At 59.9% G+C, this 9,480-nt stretch carries 10 protein-coding genes; 1 reads left to right on the forward strand and 9 read right to left on the reverse strand.

Annotated elements, in window-relative coordinates:
- Positions 1 to 186 precede the first annotated feature (186 nt).
- Positions 187 to 489, forward strand: a complete 303-nt coding sequence (locus ACP5H1_RS07515) for a hypothetical protein (protein WP_427973647.1) — start codon at positions 187 to 189, stop codon at positions 487 to 489.
- On the opposite strand, the gene ACP5H1_RS07520 is transcribed toward ACP5H1_RS07515, so the two are convergent.
- From ACP5H1_RS07520 to ACP5H1_RS07560, 9 genes are all read right to left on the reverse strand, one after another.
- The gene (locus tag ACP5H1_RS07520; RefSeq protein WP_427973649.1) at positions 486 to 1,322 is read right to left on the reverse strand and encodes a deoxyribonuclease IV; all 837 of its coding nucleotides are present in this window, start codon (positions 1,320 to 1,322) and stop codon (positions 486 to 488) included. The two genes, ACP5H1_RS07515 and ACP5H1_RS07520, sit on opposite strands and share 4 nt — an antisense overlap.
- Before the next feature lie 56 nt (positions 1,323 to 1,378).
- Positions 1,379 to 3,352, reverse strand: a complete 1,974-nt coding sequence (locus ACP5H1_RS07525) for a DUF2079 domain-containing protein (RefSeq protein WP_427973651.1) — start codon at positions 3,350 to 3,352, stop codon at positions 1,379 to 1,381.
- Positions 3,353 to 3,407: 55 nt separating this feature from the next.
- Complete coding sequence (locus tag ACP5H1_RS07530) at positions 3,408 to 5,027, reverse strand: type II secretion system F family protein (RefSeq protein ID WP_427973665.1); 1,620 nt, start codon at positions 5,025 to 5,027, stop codon at positions 3,408 to 3,410.
- A gap of 2 nt (positions 5,028 to 5,029) precedes the next feature.
- Complete coding sequence (locus tag ACP5H1_RS07535) at positions 5,030 to 6,739, reverse strand: type II/IV secretion system ATPase subunit (RefSeq protein WP_427973653.1); 1,710 nt, start codon at positions 6,737 to 6,739, stop codon at positions 5,030 to 5,032.
- A 1-nt stretch (position 6,740) separates the two neighbouring features.
- Entirely contained in the window at positions 6,741 to 7,430 is a 690-nt protein-coding gene (locus ACP5H1_RS07540) for an ATPase domain-containing protein (RefSeq protein WP_427973655.1), read from the reverse strand.
- A 1-nt stretch (position 7,431) separates the two neighbouring features.
- Positions 7,432 to 7,920 (reverse strand): hypothetical protein, encoded by a 489-nt coding sequence (locus tag ACP5H1_RS07545; protein ID WP_427973657.1) that lies wholly within the window; start codon positions 7,918 to 7,920, stop codon positions 7,432 to 7,434.
- 9 nt (positions 7,921 to 7,929) lie between these two features.
- A complete protein-coding gene (locus tag ACP5H1_RS07550; RefSeq protein WP_427973659.1) occupies positions 7,930 to 8,424 on the reverse strand; it encodes a hypothetical protein in 495 nt (164 codons plus the stop codon).
- 6 nt (positions 8,425 to 8,430) lie between these two features.
- On the reverse strand, positions 8,431 to 9,099 hold the full coding sequence (locus ACP5H1_RS07555) for a hypothetical protein (protein ID WP_427973661.1): 669 nt from the start codon (positions 9,097 to 9,099) through the stop codon (positions 8,431 to 8,433).
- A partial coding sequence (locus ACP5H1_RS07560; protein WP_427973663.1) for a hypothetical protein occupies positions 9,096 to 9,480 on the reverse strand: 385 nt, incomplete at its 5' end. The genes ACP5H1_RS07555 and ACP5H1_RS07560, both read right to left, overlap by 4 nt.

Below are 9,480 nucleotides of genomic sequence, written 5' to 3' on the forward strand. Positions count from 1 at the left end.
AATCGGGCTCTAATGACTAATGCCTTGCAGCTATACCTAGCTCTATCCTATCTCTTTTTCTTTTCTTTTATTGCTTTTTCTACGTCCTCTACGTCCACCATATGTCACATGCGTATCTGCAGCAAAGGGCTCCTGCCGGCCTCTGCCCCTTTATAGTCGCTTCACAAGAGTAATACGGGGGCCAGCGTGGAGACAAGGTCAATAGTTAGGCCTGCCGTGTGCCCATCCTGTGGAGCCCTGGGCGAGTACCACTACGAGGTCTCGGGCCCCGTGGTCAGGGACGGGCAGGCGTTCATAGAGGTTAAACACCACTTCAGGTGCGAGGCCTGCGGCCACGTGGAGGAGGGCACGGTGTACGTGCCCCTGGAGGGCCTCTACAGGCTGAGGTACCTGCTGGTCCCGGAGGCCATGGCCGTGGTAGAGAAGGCGAAGCTGGTGAGTGAGCTAAGCCCCGAGGTCAAGGGGTTGGCCGCGGCTGGGACGGGCTAAAGGTACTTCTCGCATATCTTCTTCATCAGGAGCGCGTCCTGCTCAAGTATGGGGCTCTCGCTTATTATGACACCGTCAATTCCCGTGTCAACGTAGGCCTTGCAGACGTACTCCCACTCAGGCCCGAAGTCCTTCTCGCCCAGCGTGTGGTGCTCCCTCTCGCCCCCCTTGCCGTACTCTATCTTTGAGAAGTGGGTGTGCAGCGGCTTCACGGCCCACGTGCCGAGCTCCTTCTCTATCCTGTCAATCACCTTAATGACGTCATCCTCGCTGTTTATGTCGGCCCCCTCCGTCCTCGCGTGGAGGTGGGCCCAGTCGACGGCCGGCCTGAGCCTGTCGTGGGACTGGCATATCCTTATGGTCTCCTCCACGTCCCCCACCTGGGACTCCTTGCCCGTGGTCTCAGGGGCCAGCCAGGCCACCCTCAGCTCAAGGCCGTCGAAGACCTGCCTTAGGGCCTCAATGACCCTGTTCAGGGCCTCCTCCCTGCTTGAGTTGCCCTTTATGTAGCCGGGGTGAAAGACCACCGCGTAGGCGCCCATCCACTCTGAGGCCTGGGCCGCCTCCCTGAGCCTCTCCACGCTCTTCCTTACGGTCTCCTCCTCGGGGCTGGCCAGGTTTATGAAGTAGGGGGCGTGCATGCTGAGCGTTATGTCGTACTTCTGGGCCGCCTCCCTTATCTTCTCAGCCTTCTCCTTGGTAACCCTCACCCCCCTGACGGCCTCGTACTCGAGGGCGTCAAGGCCCATCTGCCTCAGCACAGGGGGCACGTCCTCGTAGTCCCCGCTGAAGTTCGTGGGCTTCCCCGCCGGGCCAAACCTTAGCGTGGTCAAGCCTCTCCCCGGCTAGGAGCTGGGCAGGGGAAGGTAAAAGGGGAAAACACTTATGCTTAAGGAGGTGATACCTGGGTAAGATAAAAGCCCCTTATCAGCAGGGTGCCGTTCACGTCGTCAGAGAGCAGCGTCACTGAGCCCAAGCCCACCAACGTAGGCGAGTAGAAGCTCAGCGTGACCCTCGCCCACCTCCCCTGGGGCAGCAGTGAGGCCGGCACGCTCTCGTTGAGGAGCGTCACCTGGGTCAGGAGGCCGTCGCCGCTTATGTAGTAGCCTGTGACCACCGCGTAGAGCCTTGTTGACGGCGAGAGGTCCTCGTTCATTAAGTAGAAAGTCACGTTGTACCTTCCTGGCAGGAAGTTCAGCGCATGTGGCTCAGCGAAGAGCCCCTCGAGCCTGTCGTAGTGGAAGTCAGTCACATTTATGTAGCCCTTCCCGTACCATGCGGTGAAGAGGGGCCACAGGTCGCCAGGCCCGTAGCTGTAGGAGTAAGGCCTGAAGGCCACCACGCCCCCCGAGTAGTTCCTCTCCAGCAGCATGGTGCCGCCCTCCTCGGCCACTATGCCGTAGCCTGACCTGAGGGCCCAGTCGGCGACCTCAAGCATGCTCTCGCCGCAGACGTCCGTGTTGTCATAGTAGAGGTAGAGGCCGTGAACCACGTTAACAATTACGTACTGGCTCTGGTTGGCCCCTATGCAGCCCAGGATTACATCGCCGTTTGGCCTAGGCAACAGCTCGGGCATGTTGTCCTGGGCCGCTATCATTGTGGCGTTGCGGGGCACCATACTTATGACGTCTATCATGCTCTCGTAGTAGGTCATGTTGAAGCTGGTCCACTGGGAGAGCTGGTAGTCCGTGAATGACATGTAGTTGAGCGGCCCGTAGGGCTCAAAGAAGGCGGCCGTCACGGCCGAGGCTATAAGCACCCCCGCGGCCACGTAGGTCGCGGCCCTCCGAGAGCCTCTCGATATCAGCGACGCGCCCTCTATGGTGCCGAGCCACACGGGCGCCATTATTATTGAGGGGTACTGTAACCTGAAGAAGTAGGGGTAGTGGTACCCCCAGTAGGACGAGAAGGCCAGGAGCGCTATGAACGGGAGCAGCGCGGGGGCCCACCTCCACGAGAGCAGCGGCAGGAAGAGCACCGGCAGGAGGGAGAGCCCTAGGGTTAGGGCGTCAACCACGTAACCCCTCACGTAGAGCAGGTGCACGTGGCCGGGCTCGGCCACCGGGGGCACCACTATGTTTAGAGAGTAGAGCTGGGACAGGGTGGGGATCAGCCTTAGGTACGTCGATGCCGTTGAGCTGACCGACGCGGGGGTCGCCTGAACGGCCTTAGCCGGTGACGTGAATAGCGCCGTCAGTACCCCCACGTTATAAGCCACTAGCAGGAGCGAGGCCGCTATGAGCGTGAGGCCCGCGGCGAGGCCGAACCTATCCCTCCTGTCCCTGAGGGCCCAGTAGCCAACTAACGTTATGCCGAACCACAGCGGGTAGACCTCGTAGCCGAACCTTAGCATCGAGGAAAATATCATCAGGGGCACCGAGATGTACCTAGACCTGCCTCCCCTCAGGTAAAGGTAGTACGAGGTTATGAAGAGCGTCGGGAAGAGCGCCTGCCTGTGGACGTCGAACCAGTTGACGCCCGCCAGGGGGAAGTATATGAGGTATGAGACCGCCAGCATGAGGGCGGCGACGTCGCTCCTGAGGTACCTCCTGGCTATCGCAAATATCGGGAAGGCCGCGGCCCCCAGCCACAGGGTCTGGAGGACCACCAGGGCCTCTATCATGTGGGGACCGAGGGGCAGGAACACGGCATATATTAGGAGCGCGGCCTGGCCCGCGAGGTAGTTGACGAAGCCCTGGACGCCCGAGTGCACCGAGTCCCAGGCTCCCTGGACTATTATGCCCAGGTCCCCCAGCGTAACCCTGAGGTCGTACACCTTGGCCAGGGCTATGTAGGACCACGCGGCTGAGTAGGCGGCGTACGCCGCTAACAGCGCGAGGTAAAAAGCGACACTCCGCCTCAAGCAGGCCCCCAGGAGCGCCCTGTCTAGGACGGGTATTTAGGGCGGGAGGCAAGGCCTAGGGAAGGCCGGCGGCAGTCACCGGGAATATGTGGAACAGGTACGACATCAGGGCGGCCACCCCAACTATGGCGCCTCCCGTCATTATTGAGAGTATCGCCAGGAAGAGGTAGAAGGACCTCGAGCTCCCCACCTTGGTGACCGCGAGTATGTAGGCGTTTATGAGCGTTATCACCGCTGCAAATATGAGCGTCGAGGACTCCAGTAGGGGCACATTTATGTTGCCGAAGACGAAGATGTTGGCAAAGGACGCGCTTATGCTGGCCCTCAGGGGTATCAGCAGCTGCGAGAAGTAGTACATCATCTCGGCCATGAAAACCATTATCGCTATGACGCTGGCGTGCATCAGTATAAGGGTTGACAGGAAGTTGCCGGTGACCTGGAGCTTCCTCTCCCTCAGCATGAGCAGCAGGTTCATGTGGTCTGAGAGGGCCACGCCGGTCTCGCTCAGGTCTCCCCCGTGATCCATGACGTCAGCGAAGACCTGGAGGGACCTGTATATGTTCTCGCTGCCCGTCTGCACGGCGAACTTGGCCATAGCTATGTCCTTGTCGACCCCCATGGCGAGGGACGCCTGAAGGTTCTCGAGCAGCTTCCTCAGCCTGCCCAGCTCTATCTTTGAGAGCTCCTTGACCGCCTGCCTCAGGTCGGGCACCTGGGAGAGGTATATCCCAAGGCTCCTTATCATGACCGGGAAGAACTTGTCATAGTCGTCTATCAGGTTCTCCATGTTGTTTATCACGTAGCCGGCTGGGACGAAGAAGAGGCCGAAGACTATGAATGATATGCCCACGGTGACGTAGTTGACGCCGCGCGACAGTATCATGTATGATATTATGACGCCCAGCACGAACCCAGCTATGGCAAGGACATCAGCGAGGAGCGCCGTGGGGTTCCTGGACCTCTTGGCCTCGAACAGGTTCTTCGGGGCCTTCAATATCACGAGCACCCCGAGCACGGCTATGGCTATCAAGGCGGCCACGTAGCTCAGTATGACTATCCTGAGACTAGTGCCTCCGAAGAAGAAGAACAGGAGCATCATTGTTGTGATTGCGAATATCACTGAGACCATGGTTGAGGCGTAGGCACCGTATAGCACGTTGAGCGAGTCAAGACTCCTGTTGTAGAGGTTCTGGTAGTTGAACTTTATGGTCTCATACTCGACCTTGAGGAACGACGTCACCTCCTCGCCCACAGCGGAGATCACTGCGAACCTCTCCATGAACTCCTTGAACGCCTTGTTCCTCTCGCCCCTCGAGGAGAGCGACAGGGCCTCGGGCACCGTGTAGCCCCACCTCTTCGAGAGCTCGGCGGCCTTCCTGTAGGTCTTCGAGTAGCGCCCGTAGGGCCCCTTGGAAGCGCTCCTAACTATTTCACCTGGCGGCTGGGAGCCCGTGGAGACGACGTACATGTGGAGCAGGGAGTAAAGGAAGTCAACGTCAAGCTTTATGTACGTCCTGTGGGAGAGCAGCCAGTAAAGGAGCGCGCCACTGCCAGCAATAATTATAAAAAGCGACGGCGCCTCCAGCCTCGCCCTGCCCACTACTAACAGCAGGAGGCCGGCAGCAATCACCAGGGCTGAGACGTGCAGCAGGCCAACCTTAGGCCTCCCCAGCATCCTCAAGACAGGTCAAGCCTCCCTGCCCTCAGCTCCGTCAGGGCCCTCTCTATGCCCATGCTCTCGGCCTTGACCACGGCCTTGAAGACCTGGAAGTAGTCGAAGACCTTCCTGTTTACCAGCTCCCTCAGGAAGGAGGCCCTCAACTCAAGCTCGTCATATATCAGCCTGTAGTCCCTCCTCGAGAGCCCCCTCATCCTAGCTATCTTCTCCTCCAGCAGGTAGCTCGAGCCCCTGCCCGAGAATATGAAGCGGTCCGTGGAGGGGTCCCAGGTGAACACCGGTATTGCGCTCACCGAGTCGCTGTTAGGGTCGTAGCCTACTATCTCGTAAAGCGCCGTCATCCTCCTGACCAGGAGGCCCGTCTTAGAGTAGGTCGAGGCTTGGAACCAGGCGAAGTTAAGGTTGTCCATGTAGGGCTTGGGTATGTCTATGGGGTGGCCAGTTAGCCTCTGTATGAGCCTCGTGAAGTCGCCGGCGTGGAAGGTTGAGAGCACGGGGTGGCCAGTCTGCATGGCCTGGAATGCAACTGCGCCCTCAGCCCCCCTTATCTCGCCCACTATTATGTAGTCGGGCCTCTGCCTCAGAGCTGCCCTGAGCAGGTCAAAGAGGGTCACGCTGGTCTCAGGCCTCCCGGTGTCCCTGGCGAGCTCCCTGGTCCAGTTGGGGTGGGGGAGCTGGACCTCGGCCGTGTCCTCAATTGTGACTATCTTGTAGGTGGGCCTTATGAAGACGGCTATAGCGTTTAAAGCAGTCGTCTTTCCCGAGGCTGTCTCGCCGCATATGAAGCCGCTCATGCCCTCCCTCAGCAGCATCCAGGAGTAAGCTGCGACCCTCTCGTCTATCGTGCCCCAGTCTATGAGCTGGGTGACGCTTATGGGCACCTTTGACGACTTCCTTATGGTGAAGTTAGTGCCCCTGAGGCTCACGTCGCTCCCAAAGACTATGTTTATCCTGCTCCCGTCGGGCAGCGTGGCGTCTACTATGGGCCTCGCCCTCGTCACGGGCTTCCCTATCTTCTCCCCCAGCCTGAGCACGAAGGAGTCCAGCTCGTCCTCAGAGGAGAAGCTCACGGTGCTCTCCATCCTGTTGAATATCTTGTGCACCAGGTATATGTTGCCGACGCCGCTGGCCGAGATGTCCTCGAGGTACGGGTCCCTGAGGAAGGGCTCGAGCACTCCGACGCCTATCTTGTCCCTGACCACGTGGTACTTTATGTAGTCGACCCACTCCCTCTTAACGGGCACCTTCCTCAGCTCCAGGTCGCTGGAGAGCGAGGAGTAGTCTACGTCCGAGTTGGTGGGCTCAAGTATCCTGTCCAGGAGCGAGAGGAGGAGCCTCCTCCTCTCCTCAGCGGACTCGGGGGCCTCGCCGCTTATCACGTTGGCCAAGGCGACGTCTATTGTCCTGAGGAGCTCGGGCGGGGGCCTCGGGGGCTCTATAACTATGTACTTGCCCATGTCGCTGCCCTTGACGGAGTGTGCATGAATGAAGACGCCCCCTCCCACGGGATAGATAATGTTGTACTCCCTCCGCTTCTTTAGTGAGGAGTCCAGCTTCTCCATGTAGACCGGCTCCCCCAGCTCGCCGCTCACCTTTGATATGTACTCCTGGAGGTACTGGGGCCTCTCGCCGAAGTCGGGCTCCCTGGCCTCAGGTATCCCCTGGCCCTTCGACCTCCTCGGCAGAAGGCTGAACCTCAAGGGGGACACCTCACGACAGAACTATGGGTATGACCTTGATCCCGAAGGCCGGGTCCACGTCAAACGTTATTGAGCTCTGGGCCCCTGAGGGGAGGCCCTTGAGCTTAACTATGGTCAACACCTTGAGCCTCCTGCCCCCGAGGCTGGCCTCGCTGAGCCTTATGTAGCCGTCGCACGTGGCCTTTATGGGCTCCGAGAGCGCCTTGGGCAAAGTGTTCGGGTGGAAAGTGACGACCACGCTCATGCCCCTGTCGGCTGACTTCCTGAGGGCCTCGAAGAGCATCTTTATCGAGCTCTCGGGGGCCGCAGAGGAGAGGTAGGAAAGGGTGTCTATCACCGCCGCGTCCGAGCCCAGCTTTCCTGAGGTGAATATGTAGGACAGGGCCCCCAGGAGCCTCTCAGCAGTGTTCCTAGTGACCGGCACCCCTACGTTCATAGTGTAGACCCTCAGGGATCCCCTTAGGAAGTAGTCGAAGAGGTCGAAGCCTGACTCCTTCGCCTTGTTCACGAAGGTGTAGCTGCCCCCCTCGTTTGTGAAGTAGGCAACCGAGAGGCCCGCCCTCAGGTAGGTCTGTGCAAGGAGGAGCGCGACGCTGGTCTTGCCGGAGCCGTTGTCGCCCTCGACAGCTATTAAGCTCGGGTGCGGTATCCCTCCGCCCAGCCTTGAGTCTATCTCCTCGTTGCCCGTGCTAAGTATCACTCTAGGGGCCCGGTGTAAAGGAGTACTGGGCGGGAGGTGCTTTAAGGGGTATTACTGTGACGCTCATAGGCTGCGACCTGAGCGCCTGGTATGTCAGGGTCAGGTTCAGCTCTATGGTCTCGCCCGGCATGAGGCCGGAGCCAGGTGAATAGGGGGCCGCGTAGCCCCCCACGAACTTGAGCGCGGGAGGGCTCGAGGTCAGGTTAAACACCTGGACCCTCTCCCCCAGGGAGGTGCTGTAGAGCACTATCACGTAGGTCTCGCCTACCAGGTACAGCGGCTCCTGGCCGTAGTTTGTAACGTTTACCAGCAGGGTCCTGTTGTTGGACTCCAGGTAGGCGGAGGTCACCCTGATGTAGGGGGGAGGGCTGAAGGCCTGGAGCCTTGGGACCACGCGGTAGGCCGTGAGTATCATCCCTGCAAGCGAGCCCAGGACCACGACCAGGGCCACGGCGGCTATTGCCATGCCTACTGCTACCTCAAGCCCCATGAAACCCACCTAAGGGGACGACTGGAGGTACGCGCTGAAGTCCTGGCCGTCGGGGAGAGATATGACCACGTGCACTGTGTTGCCGAAGTTAACCCCAGTCCTCACGACTATCTCCGCCATGGCCCCGGGGCTCAGCTGTCCCCCCTGGGAGCCGTACATGGCGACGAGCCCCCAGGTCCCCTGGCCGCCGGACTGGGAGTAGAGGTACATGTTGAGGGTCCCGTTGGCAGGTCCCAGGAAGACTTCAATGTAATTCAGCTCGGCACTGCTTATCGTGGTGTACCCGCTGTTCCTTATGAAGACGTAGTATGATGAGTCCGTGGAGTTGTAGTAGGCGTAAACAGGCGTCAGCTGCGTCTCAAGCGCCTGGGCCTCAGCGCTCGACCTCTGCGAGTAAGCGCTCATTATCTGGTATGTTTTAAGGATGACAGCGGCGCTCACGGCCGACACGAGTATTACAGTGACTATAATGAAGATTGTGTGACTTATTGCAACCTCGCTCAAGGCCCTTCACCTCGACTCGTCCTGCCTCCTAAGCTTGGACACTATCACCTTTGCCAGGCCGCTCCTTATCACCTCGTCGTTGTCAACCCCGGCCTCGCTGAATATTATTGCCAGGAGGGATACCACCTCCTGGGGGGAGAGGCCCTTCTCGACGCCGAGCTTCATCGTGTCTAGGAGGTAGACGAGGGCGTCCCTCTCGCCGTCGCTCAGCACTCCGAGGGAGCTCATGGCCTTAACAACGTTCTCGAAGAAGTCGTTTGAGAGTATGTTCATGTCAGCGAAGAGACTGAGGAGCCTCATTACCCTCTCAACGTTAGTCATAGGCATAGCAACGCTGCGACGCGCTGCTTCCAGAGGAGCCGTGGGCTGCGCCCGTGCCTCACCGCGGGCCAGCTCAGGGCGAGGCTGAGGCCTGACGGCCTCCACGGCCTCCTCAGGACCCGTGGGCCCCGCCTCCTGCACGGCCTCCTGGCGACGCTGCTCCTTCGGCTGGGGCTGCTGGGGGGCCGCCTGCTGGCTCTGCATAGCGTTGGCCGCTATGGCTGCCAGCGGGTTGTTGAGGCTGTCTATAATTGACCTGAGCTGGGCGGCCGCGTCCCTTAGCATTTCAGCCACGTCCCTGAGCTCCGAGGGGGTCCCCTGGGGCTGCTGCTCCTGCGGCCTCTGCTCGCTCACGGCGACACACCCCCTTGCAAGCCTGACCCTCCTGAGGAGGAGGGACTCCAGGGCCCCAGCCGGCGTGAACCTGGCGGGGCCGAGCTCTTCCCTGAGGGTACCGACTTCGAGAGGAAAAAACCGGGGGAAACGCAGACCCCCTTAACGCTGGTGACAAGTAAAAGGGGCACAGGAACGTCGAGGGCCGCAGCTATCAGGGCAGCCATACCTACAGCCAAGTACAGGGGCCCGTGGCCCTCGACTATCATAAGTGCCCCCAGGACGCCAATCGCGAGGAAGAGCCCCGCCAGGGCCGCTGAGACGCCGTTGACCTCCCTGGCGGAGCCCTCAACCACAAAAAAAGACCTTTGTGTTGGCCTCTCGGTGCGCAAAGTCGCGCAC

Source organism: Acidilobus sp. (assembly GCF_049973875.1).
Taxonomy (GTDB): Archaea; Thermoproteota; Thermoprotei_A; order Sulfolobales; family Acidilobaceae; genus Acidilobus.

Excerpts from the sequence above, each read along its gene's own strand:
- ACP5H1_RS07545 (WP_427973657.1), bottom strand. The coding sequence starts at position 7,920 with ATGGGGCTTGAGGTAGCAGTAGGCATGGCAATAGCCGCCGTGGCCCTG.
- ACP5H1_RS07530 (WP_427973665.1), bottom strand. The coding sequence starts at position 5,027 with ATGCTGGGGAGGCCTAAGGTTGGCCTGCTGCACGTCTCAGCCCTGGTG.